Origin of the sequence: Sodalis sp. RH19 (genome assembly GCF_047324215.1) — a bacterium.
GTDB lineage: Bacteria > Pseudomonadota > Gammaproteobacteria > Enterobacterales > Enterobacteriaceae > Acerihabitans.
The window spans coordinates 2,308,588-2,327,590 of the sequence record NZ_CP178734.1; the positions used below are offsets into that span (position 1 = coordinate 2,308,588).

The 19,003-nt window shown below is 54.1% G+C and carries 18 protein-coding genes, 2 tRNA genes and 2 pseudogenes; 9 read left to right on the forward strand and 13 right to left on the reverse strand.

Translation table 11 applies throughout. The features are described from left to right. Nucleotides 1–254: 254 nt before the first annotated feature. From ACL2XF_RS10395 to ACL2XF_RS10435, 9 genes are all read right to left on the reverse strand, one after another. A complete protein-coding gene (locus ACL2XF_RS10395; protein WP_410015432.1) occupies nucleotides 255–641 on the reverse strand; it encodes a DUF305 domain-containing protein in 387 nt (128 codons plus the stop codon). Nucleotides 642–655: 14 nt separating this feature from the next. Further along, the gene (gene apbE, locus ACL2XF_RS10400) at nucleotides 656–1,732 is read right to left on the reverse strand and encodes an FAD:protein FMN transferase ApbE (RefSeq protein WP_413728539.1); all 1,077 of its coding nucleotides are present in this window, start codon (nucleotides 1,730–1,732) and stop codon (nucleotides 656–658) included. 180 nt (nucleotides 1,733–1,912) lie between these two features. Then, entirely contained in the window at nucleotides 1,913–2,212 is a 300-nt protein-coding gene (locus tag ACL2XF_RS10405; protein WP_410015434.1) for a hypothetical protein, read from the reverse strand. A 170-nt stretch (nucleotides 2,213–2,382) separates the two neighbouring features. Then, on the reverse strand, nucleotides 2,383–3,369 hold the full coding sequence (gene kdgT, locus ACL2XF_RS10410; RefSeq protein ID WP_410015435.1) for a 2-keto-3-deoxygluconate transporter: 987 nt from the start codon (nucleotides 3,367–3,369) through the stop codon (nucleotides 2,383–2,385). A 167-nt stretch (nucleotides 3,370–3,536) separates the two neighbouring features. Beyond that, nucleotides 3,537–4,484: an aromatic amino acid DMT transporter YddG gene (gene yddG, locus ACL2XF_RS10415; protein ID WP_410015436.1), complete on the reverse strand. Its 948-nt coding sequence runs from the start codon at nucleotides 4,482–4,484 to the stop codon at nucleotides 3,537–3,539. Then, a complete protein-coding gene (pepT, locus tag ACL2XF_RS10420) occupies nucleotides 4,484–5,716 on the reverse strand; it encodes a peptidase T (protein ID WP_413728540.1) in 1,233 nt (410 codons plus the stop codon). Before pepT ends, yddG begins: the two co-directional genes overlap by 1 nt. A gap of 278 nt (nucleotides 5,717–5,994) precedes the next feature. Continuing rightward, complete coding sequence (locus ACL2XF_RS10425) at nucleotides 5,995–6,414, reverse strand: DUF6515 family protein (protein WP_410015438.1); 420 nt, start codon at nucleotides 6,412–6,414, stop codon at nucleotides 5,995–5,997. A 408-nt stretch (nucleotides 6,415–6,822) separates the two neighbouring features. Continuing rightward, nucleotides 6,823–7,731 (reverse strand): cation diffusion facilitator family transporter, encoded by a 909-nt coding sequence (locus ACL2XF_RS10430; RefSeq protein WP_413728541.1) that lies wholly within the window; start codon nucleotides 7,729–7,731, stop codon nucleotides 6,823–6,825. A gap of 219 nt (nucleotides 7,732–7,950) precedes the next feature. Then, a tRNA-Ser gene (locus ACL2XF_RS10435) sits at nucleotides 7,951–8,040 on the reverse strand. Between the two features lie 93 nt (nucleotides 8,041–8,133). On the opposite strand from ACL2XF_RS10435, the gene mtfA reads away from it, so the two are divergent. Together mtfA and ACL2XF_RS10445 are read left to right on the forward strand one after the other, a co-directional pair. After that, nucleotides 8,134–8,910, forward strand: coding sequence for a DgsA anti-repressor MtfA (mtfA, locus tag ACL2XF_RS10440; RefSeq protein ID WP_413728542.1), 777 nt, complete (start codon nucleotides 8,134–8,136; stop codon nucleotides 8,908–8,910). Between the two features lie 92 nt (nucleotides 8,911–9,002). Next, nucleotides 9,003–9,078 (forward strand) — tRNA-Asn (locus tag ACL2XF_RS10445). A gap of 333 nt (nucleotides 9,079–9,411) precedes the next feature. Here ACL2XF_RS10445 and ACL2XF_RS10450 read toward each other — a convergent pair. Beyond that, nucleotides 9,412–10,161, reverse strand: a pseudogene (locus tag ACL2XF_RS10450) (2-hydroxyacid dehydrogenase); the annotation flags it as partial. Between the two features lie 133 nt (nucleotides 10,162–10,294). After that, nucleotides 10,295–11,176, reverse strand: coding sequence for an SDR family oxidoreductase (locus ACL2XF_RS10455; protein ID WP_410015460.1), 882 nt, complete (start codon nucleotides 11,174–11,176; stop codon nucleotides 10,295–10,297). A 93-nt stretch (nucleotides 11,177–11,269) separates the two neighbouring features. On the opposite strand from ACL2XF_RS10455, the gene ACL2XF_RS10460 reads away from it, so the two are divergent. Together ACL2XF_RS10460 and ACL2XF_RS10465 are read left to right on the forward strand one after the other, a co-directional pair. Further along, entirely contained in the window at nucleotides 11,270–11,878 is a 609-nt protein-coding gene (locus ACL2XF_RS10460) for a TetR/AcrR family transcriptional regulator (protein ID WP_413728543.1), read from the forward strand. A gap of 210 nt (nucleotides 11,879–12,088) precedes the next feature. Further along, nucleotides 12,089–12,268, forward strand: a complete 180-nt coding sequence (locus ACL2XF_RS10465; RefSeq protein WP_410015462.1) for a transposase — start codon at nucleotides 12,089–12,091, stop codon at nucleotides 12,266–12,268. Here the strand turns inward: ACL2XF_RS10465 and ACL2XF_RS10470 are convergent. After that, the gene (locus ACL2XF_RS10470; RefSeq protein ID WP_413728544.1) at nucleotides 12,260–13,006 is read right to left on the reverse strand and encodes an SDR family oxidoreductase; all 747 of its coding nucleotides are present in this window, start codon (nucleotides 13,004–13,006) and stop codon (nucleotides 12,260–12,262) included. The genes ACL2XF_RS10465 and ACL2XF_RS10470 overlap by 9 nt on opposite strands. Before the next feature lie 136 nt (nucleotides 13,007–13,142). Here ACL2XF_RS10470 and ACL2XF_RS10475 point away from each other — a divergent pair, with 136 nt between their 5' ends. After that, the gene (locus ACL2XF_RS10475; RefSeq protein ID WP_413728545.1) at nucleotides 13,143–14,045 is read left to right on the forward strand and encodes a LysR family transcriptional regulator; all 903 of its coding nucleotides are present in this window, start codon (nucleotides 13,143–13,145) and stop codon (nucleotides 14,043–14,045) included. Between the two features lie 146 nt (nucleotides 14,046–14,191). On the opposite strand, the pseudogene tnpC reads toward ACL2XF_RS10475, so the two are convergent. Next, nucleotides 14,192–14,914, reverse strand: a pseudogene (tnpC, locus tag ACL2XF_RS10480) (IS66 family transposase); the annotation flags it as partial. Between the two features lie 257 nt (nucleotides 14,915–15,171). Between tnpC and ACL2XF_RS10485 the strand changes: the two are divergent. Genes ACL2XF_RS10485 through ACL2XF_RS10500 form a run of 4 tightly spaced genes read left to right on the forward strand, consistent with a single transcriptional unit; the run spans nucleotide 15,172 to nucleotide 18,851 of the window. Then, entirely contained in the window at nucleotides 15,172–16,158 is a 987-nt protein-coding gene (locus tag ACL2XF_RS10485) for a siderophore ABC transporter substrate-binding protein (RefSeq protein WP_413722597.1), read from the forward strand. Nucleotides 16,159–16,181: 23 nt separating this feature from the next. Continuing rightward, entirely contained in the window at nucleotides 16,182–17,141 is a 960-nt protein-coding gene (locus tag ACL2XF_RS10490; RefSeq protein WP_413722596.1) for an ABC transporter permease, read from the forward strand. 22 nt (nucleotides 17,142–17,163) lie between these two features. Continuing rightward, nucleotides 17,164–18,096: an iron chelate uptake ABC transporter family permease subunit gene (locus ACL2XF_RS10495; RefSeq protein WP_413728546.1), complete on the forward strand. Its 933-nt coding sequence runs from the start codon at nucleotides 17,164–17,166 to the stop codon at nucleotides 18,094–18,096. Continuing rightward, nucleotides 18,093–18,851: an ABC transporter ATP-binding protein gene (locus tag ACL2XF_RS10500; RefSeq protein ID WP_413728547.1), complete on the forward strand. Its 759-nt coding sequence runs from the start codon at nucleotides 18,093–18,095 to the stop codon at nucleotides 18,849–18,851. Before ACL2XF_RS10495 ends, ACL2XF_RS10500 begins: the two co-directional genes overlap by 4 nt. The last annotated feature ends 152 nt before the right edge of the window (nucleotides 18,852–19,003 follow it).

Here is a 19,003-nt window from a genome sequence, read left to right on the forward strand (position 1 = left end):
AAAAAACCCGGCCATTGCCGGGTTACGTCGCGAAAAAAATGCAGGGTCAGATTTCGAGCCCTTTCTTGCTCTTCTTGTCCGCGCGCTTTTCCTTCAGTGTCTTCTCCGGTCTCTTCTTGGCTGACTTGTCCTTACCTCTACTCATAAACACCTCGCTTACTTGTCAGATTTAGGGGGTTGACCAAAAGACTTCCCGATAACACCCGGGCCACCTAGAGTTATCAAACCTGGACGCTAAATGCAAGAAGGAACGATTACCGCGCTTTATCGGGATGATCCTTCAGCCAGTTGTTCATGGTATCGATCTCGGCTTTTTGCGCTTTAATCACCCTCTCCGCCATCTGCCGCATCCGGGGGTCCTTACCGTATTTTAATTCGGTCTCCGCCATGGCGATAGCGCCCCGGTGGTGTGGAATCATACCGCGGGCAAAAGCGACGTCGGGGTCTTGGGCTTTCACCCCTTCCGCCATATCCTTATGCATGTCCTGCATGGCGGCCATATAGTCCTGGCTGGACTTACTGAGCCCGGCCGCCGACCCATGATCCATGTTCATGCCGGGCATGGCGTCGTCAGCCCAAACGGAAGACGACGCGCACGGCAAGGTTAACATCAACAGCGACAGCATCACGTATTTGCTCATATTCCCTCCTGTTATTATTTATGCCCGGTCTCGGTCGCGGCGTCATCCTGACCGATGATATAAGACTTGAACTGCGGCGACATCCAGGCGGTAAAACCATCGGCGGAACGGGTGATAAGATAAACCGCCAGACCCTGCTGCTCGGCCAGCGCCTGGGCTTTTTCGGTGCCCAGCACCATCAGTCCGGTATCCCAGCCGTCCGCTTCCAGGGCGGTGGGCGCGATAACCGTGGCCGACACCAGCTTATGTTCAATTGGCCTGCCGGTCGCCGGGTCGATGATATGCGAGAGCCGTTTTCCCTGCAATTCATAGTAATTGCGATAACTGCCCGACGTACTGATGCCGTGTCCCTGCAAATCGACTATAGCCTGGGCGCCGATTTCCCGATCGGTCGGCCGCTGGATCGCCACGCGCCACGGTATTCCCTGCGGCGAAAGACCGCGCGAGATCACGGCGCCCCCCACCGAGACCAGATAGCGGGTAATGCCGCGCCGTTCCAGCAGCGCGGCGAGATGATCGGTGGCGGCGCCCTCGCCCAGCGTGGACAAATCCACATACAGGTCCGGCAGATCTTTTTGCAGCCATTGCCCCTGGCTATCTTCGATAAGCCTCAGGTGGCGCAGCCCGACCCGGGCGCGGGCACTGTCGATGTCCTGCTGTTCGGGCAACGCCCGCGGCTGTTTATCCGGACCGAATCCCCAGAGATTCACCAGCGGCCCGACGGTGATATCCATGGCGCCGCCGGTTTTCACCCCGATACGCAGCGCGGTGGTGACAATATCGGCCATATTGGCGGTAATGGGCTGCGGATCGGTGCAGCGGTACTGGTTGAAACGCGACAAAACCGTGTCCTGTTGATAAGTCGACAATTCATGGTTGTCCTGCTCCAGTTGCCGGGCGATGCTGTCCTTTAATCCCTCTAGGGCCGCCGGCGGAGGCGCGGCCAGGGTGACGCGGTAAAAGGTTCCCATTGTCCGCCCTTCGGCGACCCACGCCTGCGCGGCGTCCGGCGGCGCGGGTCGGTCGCACCCGGCCAGCGTCAGAACCACCGGAGCCCCGATGATCAACAGTATTGCTGCATATCGCTTCATGAATTTCCCTGTTCCACCCTGAAATAAACCGGCCAGCGCCGCCAGCGCTATCTTAATACGTCTGACTGGCTTTGCAAAAATCAGACCGTCATCGGCGGGTATAAGAAAGAAAGCACGATCCCGGCGGGGAACCGGGATCGTGCTGGGTGGAAACGGGACGGGCCGGCAAAAAACGCGGGATCAATGGTCCGGCTGCGTGCCGCCCTGCGCGTAGTTAAACATCCGCTGGACGATTTCGTCGGCACCTTTGATAATTTCGGAGAGATGTTTATCGCTGCGGTTCACTGCCTGGGAATAGGCAATCTCATGCGCCTCGTCGACCATGGTGATGATACGATCGCGGGTTTCGGCATCGATATTGCCCAATATCGTGGTAATCACCACTTGATAGGCATGGGACGTGACGGTAAGCAACTCTTCACGGGCTTCCAGCGCCTCGATGCGTTTGAGCAGCGCGTCATAAAGCGGATCGTTGGCCATATTTTCTCTCCCAGTGTCATTCGGGCAGGCGCCCGACACCCGCGGCCGCATTGGCCGGCGGATGATGTATCGGCTTTTTATTGTTATTGCCAACAGCCAGTATAGTCAACAAAAGATGGCGGGAGCGTGCAACGCCCGGCGGCGTTGCGCTGACGATCGCATGAGCGGCGCTAATCGGCAGAGACGGTGGGCGCATGGGCGCCATCTTGTCCCCGTCTGGCCCATTTGGCCCACAGCGCGGTGAGGATGGGCACCAACACGGAGGTGACGATAACCGCCGTGGCCACCAGCGCCGTGGCCGACGCCACCTGGCTTTTAAATACCGGATTCATCTCGGCGATTAAAAACGGCGTGGCCGCCGCCGCGCCGGCCGAGCTGGAAGCGGCAATCCCGGCGGTGCCGTCGCCGCCGCCAATAAATTTATCAGCCAGGATCAAGGGAATGCCGGTGACGATAATAACGCCCACGCCCAGCAGGATCCCCAGCAGTCCGGTATCGCGGATCACCGATAAATCAATGGCGCTGCCCAGCGAGAAGGCAAAAAAGGGAATCAGCGCCGGCACCGCGCGGCCAAAAAACGCGCGCAGCTCATCATCCAGATTGCCCAGGATGAACCCGAGAATGAACGGCAGCACCGCGCCCAGGAATAGCCTGGGTTCAAACGATGCCACGCCGGCGGACCCGAGGATAATCATCGTCAACAGCGGACCGGATTCGATGGACATCAGCACAAAGGCGGCTGAATCTTCTTTACTGCCGTATTGCTGCATCAGCGAGGCATAGAGCCCGCCGTTGGTCATGTTCATCGACGCGGCCAGCACCAGGGCGGAAATGCCGGTAAAAAAGCCGCTTTGCACGCCGTCCAGCGGCAGGAAGCGTGAGGCAACCAGCGCCACCACCCAGGCAGTGAGGGTTTTAACCGCCACCAGGGTACCGGATTTTTTCAACACGACGCCGGATGCGCGTAATTGAATGGTGGCGCCCATGCAAAAGAACCAGACCCCCAGAATGGGCACCGTGCCTTTCAGGATGCCGTTCGTAAATGATCCGAAATACGCGCCCGCGTGCGGGTAGAAGGTATTGATAATCGCCCCGATGAACAGGGGAACCAACATTAACCCGCCGGGAATTTTATCTAAGCTTTGTTTGATTTTCAAACCGCACCTGTAAGAAACGCCATGCCTTAAAAAATGAACCAATATTTCATTTTTGAATGATACGACGTATTCCTTCAGGCTAAATGTGATCTTCGTCACATAATATTTGTGATGCAAATCACCATTTGGCGCTGACAGCATGAAAGGATCATGTGACGTACATCACATTAGAGATGATCACCACTCTCGGCGCGTGGGGCCGGTGCCGCGACAGGGCGTTCGCGGGTTGTCAGCCAGCAGAGCAGCGAGCCGCAGCACACCAGCGCCACGCCCTGCCAGAACCTACCGGTCAGGTGGATATGGAGCAGCGTGGCGGCAAACAGCGAGGACAGCACCGGGGTAAAATAGGAACAGGCGGCCAGCAGGGTCATATTGCCGTTGATGATGCCGATATTCCAGGACGCATAGGCGATACCCATCACCGCGCCGGTCACCAGCAGGGCGACGACGCTCGCGCCGCTGAACACCAGTCCCGGTTCGTTGCTGAACAAGTATTTCACCCATAGCAGCAGCGCGGTCAGGATAAAAAACAGCGTAACGCCATGTTGTCCGCCGGCAAACCGACGGGTAACATTGCAGTAGACCGCCCAGATCAGTGCGCCGCCCAGCGCCAGGCCATAGCTTAGCGGATTGGATAATACATTATCCAGCATATGCCGGGGCGTCCATCCGCCGTCGCCGCACATCAGCCAGACAATACCCGTCAGCGCCAGCAGCAGGCCGGTATAAACACCGGCACCGCCCTTTGCGCCGTTCATCATCATCGCCAGCAGTACGGTCAGGCTGGGCCAGAGATAGTTAATCATGCCCACCTCAATCGATTGTTCCCGGCTGGCGGCGTAGCCGAGCGACAGGGAGGAGCAGATCTCATAGCTGGCAAACAGCAGTCCGGCGGTGAGCATATACTTAAGCCTAAAGCCGGCAACACGCGGACGCGCCGCCAGCGCCAGCAGGAATACGGCGCTGACGGTGTAGATCATGGCCGCACCGCCGGTGGGGCCGAACTGCTCGCTCAGGCTGCGGATTAAGCCGGCCAGGGTGCTCCACAGCACGATTGCCAGCAGACCCAGCAGCGTGGCGCGCGTTTTGCGCGCGCCGCCACAAAGCGCTGCCACTAGGCTCGCACGGCCAACAGGCACAGCTTGCGTGTCAGTTCATAACTGGCGACAAAGGCGCTGACCGGCAGAAATTCAAATTGCGAGTGAAAATTGTGCGCGCCGGTAAAATAGTTGGGCGTTAACAGCCCCCGGGCGGATAGGGCTGCGCCGTCGGTGCCGCCCCGCATCGGCGTCACTTTCGGCGCGATGCCCAGTTCCTTCAGACCGGCGAACAGCAAATCGATGGCGCGACGATCGTCGCCGATGGCGTTGCTGATATTACTGTAGATATCGGTTATCTTGAACTCGACCTTTCCCGTTGGATAACGCCGGGCAATTTCTTCCGCCACCTCGCCGATACGCTGCTTGCGTGCTAAAAAACGATCCCGGTCAAAATCGCGGATCGAAATATTCAGCCGCGCCTGGCGCGCATTCGCCGCCATATCGTTAAACCAGAAATAGCCTTCCCGGCCCTCGGTATTTTCCGGTGTTTCCCGCCGGTCAAAATGACTGATGAACTCCTGCGCCATTAAAATCGGATTCACCAGCACATTTTTCGCCGACATCGGGTGCGCGGTCACCCCGGTCAGGGTCACCGCCGCGCTGGCGGCATTAAAATTTTCATAGACCACTTCGCCCAGCTCACAGCAATCGATGGTGTAGGCGAAATCCACGGCGAAACGGGCCGGATCCAGCGCTTTGGCGCCGCGCAAGCCGATTTCTTCGTCCGGGACGAAGGCAACGACAATATCGCCGTGGGGCGTATCCGCGTCCAGGTTTTCCAGCATGGTCATGATGGCGGTGACGGCGGCTTTATTATCGGCGCCGAGCACGCTGGTACCATCGCTGAAAATAATATTCTGGCCGCGATAGGGCATGATCTCGGGATGTTCGGCCACGCGCAGCCAAATATCCCGCCCGGCGTTCAGGCAAATATCTTCGCCGGTGAAACGCAGCAGCTGCGGATGAATCTCCGGCGACAGGCCGACATCCACCGTATCCAGATGGGCGATAAATCCGATGCGCGGCGCAGCCGGCGTGTTGCCGCGTTTCAACGCGGTGACGGTGGCGCGGTCATCGACCTGGATATCCTCCAGGCCTAAAACGCGCAGCTCCTGCGCCAGCATATCCGCCAGCTGTTGCTGTCCCGGCGTGCTGGGCAACGTGGTCGCCGCGGCATGGCTTTGGCTGGTCACCGCCAGGTAGCGGTAAAAACGTTGAATCAACTGTCCGGCGATATCTTGTGGCATAACGATCCCCTGGCAAAAATGCAGTCTGCAAAAAAACGCCGCCCAAACGCGGTTTATCGCCCGGTGCGGGCGCACCGTATTGATACCGGCTGGGAGATAATATAAACGCTCCGGGCGCAGGTCTCCAGCCGGAATACGCCGGAGAAGCCCGCTTCTGCCGGTCCGCCTACGCGCACCGGCGATAACGTACCGGGCCCCAGACAGCACAATGCCCGCCGGAGCGGGCATTGTGGCGACAGGTGCAACCGCCGGTTTGCGAACCGGCGCGCGGTCCAGGCTTATAAGCCGGCCGGACGCGGCACTTCCAAATACTGGCCGTTGATACTACGACGATAATAATGCCCCTGGTTAACGTAAAAGCGTTCACCATTGAGGTCAAGCACCGTCATATTGCCGCTCATGCCGCCGGAGGCGTAAACCTGCGGCTGCGGCGGCGCGTCGACCACCACATATTGATTTTCCTGCCGCTGGTAGTAGATACCGTCAAGCACATAATACGTCAGGCCGGCGACCAGCACCGTTGCCGCCACGCCGGGCAGGAAATCAAATCTTGCGCCGCGATGCGGACCACCCCAACCGGGTCCCCGTCCGCCCCATCCATGGCCGCCGTGACCCCCGTCGTGCCAGCCGGGAGCGGCAAAACCCGCCACCGGCGCCAGGAGGCTAAGCGATAACACAAGGCTCAATAATTTTTTCATAAGGTACCTTTAACCTTCCCGCTTAAAAACACATGCTTAAAAAAAGTCGCCGATGCTCTCATAACAGACCTAAACGGATGAATTCGCAAGTGCATTTACGCATCTTTAGCCGGCTATAACAGAATCCTTACCATCCATTAATAATTGATCGCAACTGCAGGGTGCCTGCTCTGGACGCCCATTATGCAACGCCTGCAATGCAAATAAAGGGTTAAGGATGCAAGGAGTTGTAAACATATAATTTATATGAATATTGATAACGCTGCGATTAGCCGTTCTCATTGGAAGCCGACGACCGGCAATGTTATTTTTTAACCGTCCGCTCGCTCCAGAGCCGGCATATGTGATGTTGGGCACCCACAGTTTTTTTCGGTGGGTGTTTTTTTTTATCCGCCCTTGGCGCGCGCGTTATTTTACCAGATCGTCAAGACGCTCGTCGACGATCCCGGCCGGTTCAAGATGCGCCAGTACCTCCGCCGCGGGAAACAGTTTCCTGACCGCCGCTTCCGCCGCGTCGCCGATTTCATGGCCCACATCTACCGACAGTTGGCCGTCCACCTCGACATGCAGTTCGACGAAAACCCGATCGCCGCCGTTGCGGGTGCGGATATCATGCACCCCGCGCACCCCCTCGCAGCCCAGGGCGGCGTCGCGGATACGCCGGCGATCCTCAGCGCCAAGCTCCTGGTCCAGCAGTTGCCGCAGGGCGGTAACGACCATGCCGCGCGCGTTCCAGATCATATAGCAGGAAATGGCCAGGGCGCCGATAGCGTCCGATCGGGTCCAGCCGAAGGCGCTGTCAAGCACCAGGGCGCACAGCACCGCCAGGTTTACCGCGATATCGGTAACGTAATGCGCGCGATCGGCGGCGATGGCCGTGGAGGCCGTTTGCCTGACGACAAAGGTTTGCATTGAAACCAGCACGGCGGTGCACAGGGTGCTGCCGATGATAACCCAAATGCCCAGCCCGTGCTGCATCAGCGGCTGCGGGTGGAACAGGCGCTGCGTGGATTCCATGCCCAGCACCAGCCCGGCGCCGCCCAGCAGCAGCGCCTGCACAAACGCCGCCACGGCCTCGGACTTGCCGTGCCCGTAGCGATGGCCTTTGTCAGCGGGACGTTGGGCGTAAAAGACGCCAATCAGCGTAACCACCGAGGCCAGAACGTCGACCAAACCGTCCGCGGCCGACGTCAACAGCGCCATGGACCCCGTCAGCGTCCACGCCCAGATTTTTACGACAACCATCACCAGAGCCAGGCTAAGCGACATCAGCGACGCCATGCGCGTCAGCGTCTTACCGGGAAGATTAAACAACATGACACTCTCTCCCACGGCTATTCTTTTTCTTCATATAGCTAACCGTTTGATATTGCGATGTAAGCGGGAATACGGATAAGACCGGACCGGGCTAGGTTATCATCAACCCCTGCCGCTGCCTATGGGATGCCATCAGGGTTATCGGTGCGTTTTTTTTTGGGGTGTGGTGGCCAGCGTGGCGCCAGTCACAGACCGGCAGGGGGATAACTGTTTGAATAGTGGCGGAGAGACAGGGATTTGAACCCTGGGAAGGATCGCTCCTTCAACGGTTTTCGAGACCGTCCCGTTCAGCCGCTCCGGCATCTCTCCTTTTTAGCGGTTGCTATCATGCCCTGTTTTACGGCATTTTAATAGTCCTAAACCTCGCCTGGCGATTCAAGTGACGACTTATCGAGCAACACGATGATAAAATGGCCATGGAAAAGTTCTACGCCATCCGCTGCAACCCTTGCCCTATGGCAAGAGGCGCTGGCGATCCCGTTATTTTCACCCCTCTGCGCCGCGGAGCGGCACGCTCTGGTAATGCTGGCCGGTAAGTTTCTCCAGCAGAAGAAATTAGTCCCCTTGCAGGGCCTGACCCTGGATGACGTGATGGAAGCACGTATCGCCCTGATGTTTGCCCTGCCGGTCTTGGGGCTGGGCATTGAGTGGCTGGACGGTTTTCATGAAGTGGTTATCTATCCCGCGCCGTTCGTGGTGAATGACGAATGGCAGGATGAGTATGGCCTGGTGCATCGCGGCGAAGCGGTGCATTCCGGGCAAAGTTGGGATCAGGGCCCTATCGTCCTTAACTGGCTGGAGATCCAGGACTCGTTCGATCTCAGCGGTTTTAACCTGATTATCCACGAGACCGCCCATAAGCTGGACGCGCGAAATGCCGGGGTGGTTAACGGCGTGCCGCTGATTTCCATCAGGGACGTGGCGCGCTGGGAAACGCTGCTGCACGCGGCCATGGAGGATTTGCAGGATGAGGTTGATCTGGTCGGCGAAGACGCCGCCAGCATGGATGCCTACGCCGCCAGCGATCCGGCCGAATGCTTTGCGGTCTTGTCCGAGTATTTTTTCAGCTCCACCGAGCTGTTAAACGAACGCTTCCCCGAACTCTATCGCTGCTTTACGCATTTTTACCGTCAGGATCCCATGGCGCGCCTGGACGCTCAGCGGCATGCCGGCGCGTGATTTGACCAAGGGTTGCGCAATCGCGCCGTAACATTTGTTTTTACGTTGACACGCCTGGAGGGGCCGGATATGATTCGCCCCGTTCTCGCAATTCCTCTGTAGTTCAGTCGGTAGAACGGCGGACTGTTAATCCGTATGTCACTGGTTCGAGTCCAGTCAGAGGAGCCAAATTTATGTTTTCATGCATCTTCACGAATCTTTATACGATTTAGATTCAACAAGTTAGTGTGAAAAGTCTTCCCGATGCATTTTCAGTTTTCCCTCCGCATCGGGAAAAATTGGTGGTCAGATTTGGGGTCAGGTGGGTTCGATGACAGAGTTCCCCCCAAATATCTCTTAACGACGCAAAAATCCGCAACTTAAAACCATCCGGAAAACCCTGTAAATGACCACACCGGGACAATCACCACCTCCCGGGGAGGTGGCTTAACGCTGACAATAAATAAGCGCGACTTAACGCCACGCTCTGATTTAAATGCAGAATCCGTTTTCACTCGGTTACTACGGAATAGGTGTCAACAACGGCTCGCCAGCAAAATAGGTGCTGACATTTTCCAGCACCAGACGCAACATCTCTTTGCGCGTCGCCCAGGTAGCGCTGGCCCTATGCGGCGTGACAACCACATTTGCCCGGTGTAACAATGCTTGCGGGACTAGCGCTTCGTCGGTGAAAACATCCAGACCGGCTCCCCGGAGAGCCCCCTCTCCGATGACTTCAACTAGCGCCCGCGCTCATCTACTATCGATCCACGGGAAATATTGATCAGAATGCCTTCTGCGCCCAAGGCATTAAATACATCTCGGTTAACGAGGCTGCGGGTTTCTGCACCACCGTTGGTACAGCCCACCAGAAAATCACGCGCCCCGGCCAGCGATAGCAATGTTGCATGGAAGGTGTAGTCCATGTCGGCAAGTGCGGCGCGATCCGTATAGCGATCGACATGTTAAATGCAACCGCGCGTTTGGCGATAGCACGCCCAATACGCCCCATGCCAATAATGCCTAACCGCGCCCCTGAGACTTTGCGGGTCCACGTATAACCGCCCTTCTGCCATGCACCCTGTTCGATAAAACGTTGTGCTCCGGGGAACTGGCGTGACGTTGCCAGTATCAACCTCATGGACAGATCTGCAACGTCATCCGTCAATACGCCGGGGTATGGGTCACAGCGATCTGACGCTCTCTTGCCGCGGCAACATCAATACCGTCATAGCCAACACCAAAATCGCTGATGAGTTCAAGGTTAGGTAATCATAATGCGCGCAATCCCGATGCGTGCACCACCACAAACGGAAGTTCGTAAGATATTACTAACACCGCGTGATGTTAATCAACGGGGAGCAGGTCACAGGGGCAAAAGATAGTCTGCCCCTGTGACCGAAAATTACGCGTCAGCACCACCTAAAACGTTGTCTAGTTGCATTTCTTTCAACACACGGTCTTGAATGGGTTGTTTAGCCGCGTTAATTTCATCAACCCCCCAAACTAAGCCAACCGCTGTGCGTGTTGGGCGTTTGCCTTTAGGCATATCGGCTAGCGCTAAATAGGCATCTACTACCATTTGTGGATCAGGTGCTTGATCGCTCTGCATAAATTTACCGAATTCTTCGAACATAGCAGCAGGAATATCTGCTAATTCACCGTAGCTGTCCAGTATGTCTGTGCGTGACGGTTGTTGTCCTGCTGCACTTAGACCTGTAGGGAATGGGCCAGGTTGTACGATGGCGATATCGATGCCGAATGGTGCCACTTCGTAGCGTAACCCTTGGAGGTAGCCTTCCAAAGCGTGTTTAGTTGCGGCGTAGGTAGAAAAATATGGCGCTGAAATTTGGCCAACCATGGATGAGGTGTTGATGATCAGGCCTGACTTGGCTTCACGCATCGCAGGCAAAACTGCCTGAATAGTACGCATAGCGCCATAGTAGTTGGTTTCCATCTGCTCGCGAGCTTGGGCAATGCTAAATGCTTCTGTAATGCCAAGGTACATTACACCAGCATTGTTTAGCAAAACATCAATTTTGCCCGCTTTATCTAGTACGCTTGCAATGGCTGTTTTGACCGATTCGTCATTGGTAACATCCATATCGACTACTTGGATGGAATCGCTATACGCTTCCAATTCAGCCTTAACTGCAGCGTTCTTGCCTTCTGGGCCACGCATCGTGGCAAACACTTGGTAGCCTTTATCTGCAAAATCTTTTACTGACTTTTGACCAAATCCACTGCTGCTTCCTGTGACCACGATGTTTTTCTTTGCTTCACTCATCTTTACTTTCCTACTGGATTGAAAATTAAATACCGGCTGGTATAATAAAAGTTAGTATACGATCTGTCAAATTAAAATACCGGGCAGTATAAAATGAATTTAAATCCAATCAAACCTTCAAGAGGGCGACCTAAGACCCTTGATCGTGACCATGTTTTAGATGTAGCAATGGATTCTTATTGGAAAGAGGATATAGGCAGTTTATCCCTCAATGAAATTTGCAGGAGATCTGGTGTATCGAAGCCTGGCCTTTATCGTGAATTTTCGAATGAAGATGGCTTGATGAAAGCTGTTCTTATCAGGTACCAGGAACAAGTGCTAAGTCCTGTGCAAGAGATGTTAAATAGTGACTCTCCGTTTCGAGAGGTACTTGACAATCTCGTGTCATTTGCCACGTCAGTGAGTTGTAACCATGAGTCTCCAATGGGGTGCCTTTTTGTAAAAATGCGTGAGGCACGGATGCAATTAGGCGAAGCAACTCGCGCACAAGTCGATTTCCTTGAGGAGCAAGGCTTATCCACTTTCAAAGAATGGGTGAAGCGCTCAAAAGCCAAAGGAGAGTTTTCTGCCAATATGTCTCCAGAGTTTGCAGCTAATTATATCGACGCACAGTTGATTAATGCTTCGTCACTGCTAGCTCATGGAGAAGATCCGCAAACTGTGAAGAAGATATTATTAGTCGCTTTTTCTATGCTGGGATGACTATTTCAGCCAGTTCAGAATATCTGTAAAAAGAACGCATTTTTATATCTGGGTTACATTAAAAGAGTGCTTACTTAACAATCTAGTGCACAGGGAAATTTTAGTAGCTTCGCCCCCTCCTAATTTCGTGAGAGGGGCGTTAACTTTGTAGTGGTCAAGCAAAACTGGCCACGGTTTTGGGGGGCAGTCCAGGAAACGCCTCAGGCCAAGATGGACTGGCGTTCAGCGCCTCGCCAGTTCCACTCTCCAGAACTGAAGTTAAAGCCGGTCCAGCTTGCTCTACAACCAGGTACATCCGTTGCCGAGGTCGCTTGCCGTCACAACGTGAATGACAATGTTTTGTTCAGGTGGATACGCCTGTTCCAGCGTGATTTTGGTGGCTTAGATTGAAACGCCGCCGTCGATGATGATTTCTGAACCCACGGTCCAGGCTGACTCATCAGATGCGAAGTAAAGTACCGCTTGCGCTACTTCCTGAGGCTTACCAAAACGACCTGCAGGGATGGTTGCAACGATATCTTTCATCACTTGATCATGATATTCCACTGGGATCCCCGCCTTATCGTAAAGCGGTGTATCAACAGGGCCTGGGCTCACTGCGTTGATACGGATCCCACGAGAAAGTAACTCGTTAGAAAGTGTTTTCGACATGTTCAGTAATGCTGCTTTGGTTGAGCCATAAACTGAAGAGTTCACTGGTCCCGTGTGAGCATTTACAGATGTATTAAAGACCACTGATGCAGAGCTTGCGAACACTGGCAGCAGCGCCTGCATTAGGAAGTAAGGACCTTTAACGTTGATATCATAAATGCGGTCGAACATCTCTTCTGTCCATACCTCAATTGGCATATACATTGATATACCCGCATTCAGGAAAGCGATATCCAGTTGTCCAAAGTGTTCCTTAACCGTTTGAGCCAGAGCTTTCTGTGCGTTCACATCAGCGGAATCAGCGCTCACGACTAACACATCATTACCAAGTTCTACTTTCGCCTTTGCGATAGAATCAGGGTTAACACCAGTAACAATTACGCGTGCACCTTCTGCAACAAACAGCTTCGCTGTTTCAAGACCAATACCACTTGTTCCACCCGTAATCAGTGCGCGCTTACCTTGTAATCTAGACATGTAAATATCTCCTGTTAGTTTTACAACTGATCGGCGAATGACCGATTTGATAGCCACTATATGCTCATGCTCATATTGTGATAAGATTGTGTTTTTAAATATGTTTCATGCATTAAAAGCATAAATGGGTTTTAGGATGGATAGATTACTTTTGATGACATGCTTTGTCCGTACCGCTGAAACAGGCAGCTTTTCCGCAGCCGGTAGGGATTTAGGCTTAGGGCAACCGAACGTGAGTCGTCATGTTGCAACCCTCGAAGAGCATTTGCAGACCAGATTACTTCACAGATCAACCCGCAAGCTTTCCCTAACTCCTGAAGGAGAACGTTATTATTTGGAAGCAAGGCGTATTCTGGAAGCCGTCGAAGAGTCAGAGTCTTCTTTCAGAGAAAATGTTACACCCACAGGGCTATTACGCGTTGCCTGCCCCACAGCATTGGCTCACACATTCTTAGTCCCGCACATCCCAGATTTTTTAGAACGCTACCCTGAGCTAACACTCGATCTACAGATTAATGACCGCTATATCAATCTCGTTGATGAAGGGGCTGAGCTGGCAATCCGCATTGGACACCTGGAGGACAGTGCTATGCGTGCCCGCAGACTTGGCATGTTTGAGCGAGTCTGTGTTGCCAGTAACAAGTACTTAGCTAAGCACGGAACCCCTAATACCCCAGAGGATTTAAAAAAACATGATTGTTTGATCTATACCTTGCTAACAACAGGAGCTACCTGGAGATTTCAGGATATCAATGTTCCTATTTCTGGTCGGCTCAGGGTCAATTCACCAGAAGCAGTACAGAAATTTGTCAATGCAGGGATTGGGATCGCACAGGGCCCAGAATGGCTGTTCGAGGAGGGACTGGAAAATGGCAACCTACAATTATTACTGACTGATTACACTGCATCCCCCGTTCCCATTCAGGCCGTTTATGTTGCTAATCGACTTTTACCAAAACGGGCGATTGTGTTCATGGATTTTGTTGCTGAAATTTTTGAAAAAAATCCCGCATTCAAAGTGTACAACTCAATGAAATGAGCCTGAGATAACGAACATATCTGAATCATTTGTAAAATTTAGTCAATCTTAGGCTGTGTCCCTTAACCTAACAGTCGCCTGAGAAATAACCTTAAAGAATCCCGGCTTGGCTTAGGGTAAGCGTCAACTCAGTGACGTATTGACGCTTATTCGGCAGGTATTATAAGGTTCCACGGCAGGAGATCTTTGATCTTATTGATGGGATGATCCGCGATTGTCGCCAGTACATGGCGCAGATAGGCTTCCGGCTCCACGCCGTTCAGTTTGCAACTGCCGATCAGCGTATACATCAGCGCGGCACGTTCGCCGCCGTTATCAGAACCGAAGAACAGATAATTTTTTCGCCCCAGGCTCACCGCTCTTAACGCGTTTTCCGTGATGTTATTGTCGATCTCCCCCCAACCATCGGTGCTGTAATAACACAACGCCTGCCAGTGGTTCATCAGGTAGTTGAACGCCTTGGCCGTATCGGCCTGTCGCGGCAATGTGGCGAGCTTTTCCCGGTTCCCGCTCTCCAGGCCCATCAGTAACGGCCGGGAGCGCGCTTCGCGCACCTGTTGTCGTTCTTCTGCCGGACGCCCCCGGATGTCGGCTTCGATCGCATACAGCTCGCCGATCCGGTGCAGTGCCTCGGCGGTGGTCGGCGACGGATGCCGCACATGGATATCATGGATCTTACACCGGGCGTGGGCCATGCAGCCGACCTCGCGGATAGGGCCTTCTTCATACAGCGGGTTGAAGCCCGCATCCGCCAGCAACATTCCGCTGAACCGCGCCGGATAGGTTTGCGGATGCACCCCCTTGCGGTCCGGGCTGTAGGCGAACCACACCGCGGGCGGCAGCACCGAGCCGGCATTGCGGTCGTCGCGCGGATTGCGCTTTATCCGATGAGAATGATTATCCAATTCATTTTGGCTGAATTGGATAACAGATAGGCCATATTGTGCAATGACACATTAGCATTCTATCCATATCATTTTAGCAGGCCATTTCCATTTTGACCCTATGCGCGAACTGCCGTGCCTCGCAATGCCAACGGGGGACGGCACCGGCAATACTAATAAGATGATCAATGCGACAAACATTATGTGTAACGCGTTGACGCCTACAAATACGGAAATTCAGCATGTTCAACAGGCACATCGCCCTTCTATTCGTATCACACCGCTATTATCCGCGCCCTGCGAAAGTCGCAACGTGCATGATGTATACGTTGGCTATAATCTCCCTGACATGCTTCGTTCTCTTTTCGCGCATGCTGCAAGCCGAAGAGATCACCGTTCATCATACTCAAGGGGTGACCCGCGTCCCGGTCAATCCCAGGGTCGTGGCTATTCTTGATATCGCCGCGCTAGATACCCTTGCCTCCATCGGGGTCGATGTCGCAGGCGTTCCCACGCTCAACTATCCACCTTATCTCGCTAAATTTGGAGAAAGCCGGTACCGGAAGGTTGGCTCTCTTTTCGAACCCGATTACGAAGCACTTAACGCGCTTTCACCTGATCTGATCATCGTGGGCGGGCGTTCATCGCCGAAGTACGCTCAGGTGGCGAAGCTCGCCCCTACCATTGATCTGACTCCTGACTTTCAACACCGCGTTGACAGCGCGATAGCGCATGCGCAGATCCTTGGAAACATTTTCGGTAAACAAGCTGAGGTCGCCCGTCGTGCCAGCACGTTGCGGGCATCGGTCGACGCGCTTCGGGCACGCACGGCAAAGATGGGGACAGGACTGCTGGTGATGACCAGCGGTGGTCGCATCGGAGCGCTCGGCCCGAAATCTTGGTTTGGGACACTGTATAACGACTTCGGCGTGCAACCCGTGACGCGCAAGCTTGATGAGGGTCCGCACGGTCAGGTGATCTCCTCCGAGTTCATTCTCGAAACTAATCCTGACTGGCTTTATGTCATCGATCGTGATGCAGCCATTGGGGAAAAGGGAGCATCCGCCAGACAGCTGCTGGATAATGAACTGGTTCGACAAACCAAGGCCTGGAAGGCTGGCCACATCGTCTACCTCGATCCTGTCGCGTGGTATATTGTTGGCGACGGACTGACCGCGCTTCAGTCGATGGCTGATGAAGTTTCCTTGGCAATAACCAAGACAAAATGACGCTTTCAGCACGCAAAACGTCAATGAAGGGACTTGTAATCGCACTGATCGTGGTCGGGTTGCTTTCCCTGATTAGCCTATTTATCGGTGCGACGACAATTTCGCCTGCATCGCTTTTAGCAGGCTATACCACGTCTACCACAAACATTTTACTGGCGAGCCGCATTCCGCGGACCGTTGCATTGCTCCTCGCTGGAAGTTCCATGGCGGTGGCTGGCCTAATCATGCAAATGCTTTCGCGCAATCGCTTCGTGGAGCCAGGCACAGCAGGGACGATTGAGTCCGCCACACTTGGGTTATTGCTGGCTGCTCTGCTGGCTCCCGGACTGCCTGTGCCCGCGCGCATGCTTGTGGCGTGTTTTACCGCCCTGCTGGGAACGCTACTGTTCCTTGTCATACTGCGGCTGTCACCCATGCGCTCGCCATTGATGGTCCCGCTCGTCGGTCTGATGCTCGGCGGCATAATTAACGCAGCGGCGACATTTCTTGCCTACCGGTTCGATCTTATTCAGTCGCTGGTCACATGGTCTACTGGGGACTTTTCATCGGTGCTGCGCGGCCGCTATGAACTGCTCTGGATCTCGTTTGTCGCCGCTGTCGTCGCTTATGTTGCAGCCGACAGATTCACGGTGGCAGGACTTGGGCAGGATTTCACAAATAACCTGGGCCTGAACTATCGGGTAACACTCATGACCGGGCTTGTTATCGTTTCGATCGCAACAGCTGCTGTGGTCGCGACAGTAGGCGCGATCCCCTTTGTCGGTCTGGTCGTGCCGAATATCATCAGCATGGTGATCGGCGACAACCTGCGCAGAGCAGTACCGTGGACCGCCACTCTCGGCGCCGGTTTCGTACTGAGTTGCGACATTATAGGCCGCTCCGTAACCCAACCCTTCGAGATCCCCGTGGGCCCCATTATCGGGATTGCTGGCAGCGTGATTTTCCTTTTCATCCTCAAACGAGGAGTTGCACGATTTGGCTGAATTTCAAGAAATGAGGCCCGGTATGGTCATCATTCTGCTCGTTATACTGACGATAATCGCATCAGTTGCATTCATGACCGTTGGTGCCGGAGGACATTGGTCTTTTGTGCTACCGCTTCGTGCGCAAAAGCTCGCAGGGCTGTTGTTGATTGGCTACGCAATGGCAGTGTCGACCGTACTGTTCCAGACCATTACCCAGAATCATATCCTGACGCCATCGATCATGGGCTTTGATGCGCTGTACGTTCTTATCCAGACCCTGGTGGCATTCACCATCGGCTACGTCCACGGCGCCGCCATCAACCCATATCTGCGCTTTGCCGTGGAGACATTCGTCATGGTCAGTTCAGCGGCCCTGCTCTATCGCTGGCTCTTCGCCGGAGGTCGCAGAGACCTGATGTTCCTGGCGCTGGCCGGTCTCGTGTTCGGCGGGCTACTGCGTAGCCTGTCGAATTTCCTACAGCGTGTCATCGATCCGGGTGAATTCGCCGTCCTGCAGGATCGCCTCTTTGCAAGCTTCAATCTTATCGACTCAAGCCTGCTGTCCATCGCAGCAATACTTGTCTTCAGCGTCTCGGTGATAGGCTGGAGAATGCGGCGTAGCTTTGATGTGCTGGTGCTTGGGCGAGACTCGGCAATCAATCTCGGCATCGATTACACCCGGACTGTTAGAACCATCCTGATGATAATTGCTATTCTCGTATCGGTCTCTACAGCGTTGGTAGGGCCGGTCACTTTCTTCGGCCTACTGGTTGCCAACCTGGCTTACCGTTTTGTCGGGAATGCGCGGCATGCTCTGATGCTCCCTGCCTCCGCGCTGATCGCGATGATATGTCTGGTTGGCGGGCAGCTTGTTCTGGAGAGGCTGTTTGGTTTTAATACCAGCCTGAGCATTGTCATTGAGTTCTTTGGCGGTATTGCTTTCATTATATTAATCATGCAGAGGGCGCGATGATCGAAACACACGCACTCACTAAACGCTATGGCACAACTACCGTCGTGGACAACGTCTCGGTGAGGATCCCCAAAGGCGGACTGACATCCATCATCGGCCCCAATGGCGCCGGTAAATCCACGCTCATGATGCTTATTAGCAGGCTACTGCCGGCAACGAGTGGGACCGTGAAGGTTGACGAGATGAATGTCGTTAACACTCCCACGGCCCTACTTGCGCAACGTCTGGCGATCCTGCGACAGGATAACCATATCAGCGTGCGCCTGTCCGTCAGTGACTTGGTCGCTTTTGGCCGCTACCCGCACTCGAAAGGACGTTTCACCCACGATGATCGAGGGCATATTGAGCGTGCACTGGAGTATCTGGGCATCATATCGTTGCGCGACCGTTTCCTTGACGAGCTTTCCGGTGGACAACGCCAGCGCGCCTTTATCGCAATGGTCCTATGTCAGGACACCGACTATCTGCTACTGGATGAGCCCCTAAATAGTCTAGACCTCAAGCATGCGACCGCTACAATGAAGATTCTTCGAAGAGCAGCAGACGAACTTGGTAAAACCGTCGTATTGGTGCTTCATGATATCAACTTTGCTTCGTACTATTCAGATCACATTATTGCGATGTCTGCGGGCAGAGTACACTATGAAGGTTCTCCTAATCATGTCATTACCGCTGAGCGTCTCGGTCAACTTTATGATATGAATATTAATGTCCATGAACTGTGTGGACAACGGATAGTGACTTACTACGAATAATACCCAGAATATTTTTTTAAACTTTGCCATTTTCAGAGGTCTGAATCGATGCTGATCGGTCAGGCATAACGTTATACCCATGCGCTTGAACAGCTTCCTTATTATTGAAATGAAATCCTTTTACTTTTCTGTGCGCGCTTTCTGAAAGAAAC

Bases quoted from the DNA above. Each gene is read 5' to 3' on its own strand.
- ACL2XF_RS10495 (WP_413728546.1), top strand. From the start codon at position 17,164: ATGGTCATCATTCTGCTCGTTATACTGACGATAATCGCATCAGTTGCA.
- ACL2XF_RS10485 (WP_413722597.1), top strand. From the start codon at position 15,172: ATGTTCAACAGGCACATCGCCCTTCTATTCGTATCACACCGCTATTAT.
- ACL2XF_RS10430 (WP_413728541.1), bottom strand. From the start codon at position 7,731: ATGTTGTTTAATCTTCCCGGTAAGACGCTGACGCGCATGGCGTCGCTG.
- apbE (WP_413728539.1), bottom strand. From the start codon at position 1,732: ATGAAGCGATATGCAGCAATACTGTTGATCATCGGGGCTCCGGTGGTT.
- ACL2XF_RS10395 (WP_410015432.1), bottom strand. From the start codon at position 641: ATGAGCAAATACGTGATGCTGTCGCTGTTGATGTTAACCTTGCCGTGC.
- ACL2XF_RS10460 (WP_413728543.1), top strand. From the start codon at position 11,270: ATGAATTTAAATCCAATCAAACCTTCAAGAGGGCGACCTAAGACCCTT.
- pepT (WP_413728540.1), bottom strand. From the start codon at position 5,716: ATGCCACAAGATATCGCCGGACAGTTGATTCAACGTTTTTACCGCTAC.
- ACL2XF_RS10475 (WP_413728545.1), top strand. From the start codon at position 13,143: ATGGATAGATTACTTTTGATGACATGCTTTGTCCGTACCGCTGAAACA.
- ACL2XF_RS10500 (WP_413728547.1), top strand. From the start codon at position 18,093: ATGATCGAAACACACGCACTCACTAAACGCTATGGCACAACTACCGTC.
- ACL2XF_RS10425 (WP_410015438.1), bottom strand. From the start codon at position 6,414: ATGAAAAAATTATTGAGCCTTGTGTTATCGCTTAGCCTCCTGGCGCCG.
- ACL2XF_RS10470 (WP_413728544.1), bottom strand. From the start codon at position 13,006: ATGTCTAGATTACAAGGTAAGCGCGCACTGATTACGGGTGGAACAAGT.
- mtfA (WP_413728542.1), top strand. From the start codon at position 8,134: ATGATAAAATGGCCATGGAAAAGTTCTACGCCATCCGCTGCAACCCTT.
- ACL2XF_RS10490 (WP_413722596.1), top strand. From the start codon at position 16,182: ATGAAGGGACTTGTAATCGCACTGATCGTGGTCGGGTTGCTTTCCCTG.
- ACL2XF_RS10465 (WP_410015462.1), top strand. From the start codon at position 12,089: ATGGACTGGCGTTCAGCGCCTCGCCAGTTCCACTCTCCAGAACTGAAG.
- ACL2XF_RS10405 (WP_410015434.1), bottom strand. From the start codon at position 2,212: ATGGCCAACGATCCGCTTTATGACGCGCTGCTCAAACGCATCGAGGCG.
- ACL2XF_RS10455 (WP_410015460.1), bottom strand. From the start codon at position 11,176: ATGAGTGAAGCAAAGAAAAACATCGTGGTCACAGGAAGCAGCAGTGGA.